Annotated in this window: 1 protein-coding gene; it reads left to right on the top strand. The window is 41.8% G+C overall.

The window, feature by feature from the left end:
* Positions 1-116: 116 nt before the first annotated feature.
* Positions 117-751, top strand: a 635-nt coding sequence (locus ACRCJ0_RS17245; protein WP_431391379.1) for an oligosaccharide flippase family protein, incomplete at its 3' end; no start/stop codon positions are given.

The raw sequence follows: 751 nt of genomic DNA on the forward strand, positions 1-751 counted from the left end.
TGATGATTGAAATGACGGGGCGTATTATATAAAATGAAAGCTAAGTGTTTTTCAAAGATCAATAAATATGAAATATTGAAATAAATCAAAATTATTGTATAAGGAGCTAAATAAATATGGGTATAGATGATCCGAATTTAAATCGGACTGATGAAGTAGAAGAAGTGATTCAACCTGAAGAAGTGGATCCACTAGATCTTCCACCTAGAAAACCAAGTGCCAGCGCACAAGAGAAAATGAATGCTGGGGCGTCTTGGATGACCATTGCCTCAATGGTGTCACGGATCTTAGGGGTCCTTTACATCATGCCTTGGTACAATTGGATGGGCGAACCGCACATCGCCAATGAAGCTAATTCCTTGTTCAATATTGGGTATAGTTACTACGCGATTTTCTTGTCCATAACAATCGCCGGGGTTCCAGATTCAATCGCTAAGCAAATGGCTTATTATAACGCACGCGGCTACTATAAAACGGCCAAGCGCTTGTTCAAGGCAGGACTTGCCTTAATGACCATTACTGGTCTAGTTGGGGGTGTGCTACTTTGGACATTCGCACCTATTTTGGCCCAATCAACGCCAGCTCGTGATTTCGATTCAGTAGTCTTGGTTATCCGGTCCCTGGTGCCAGCTTTAGTTGTTCTACCAACAATTTCAGTTATCCGTGGTTACTTCCAAGGGCACCAAGATATGAAGCCATCCGCGATTTCACAAATTACTGAACAAATCTTACGTGTCCTATACATGTTAGG

It is taken from the genome of Aerococcus sp. L_32 (assembly GCF_050689315.1).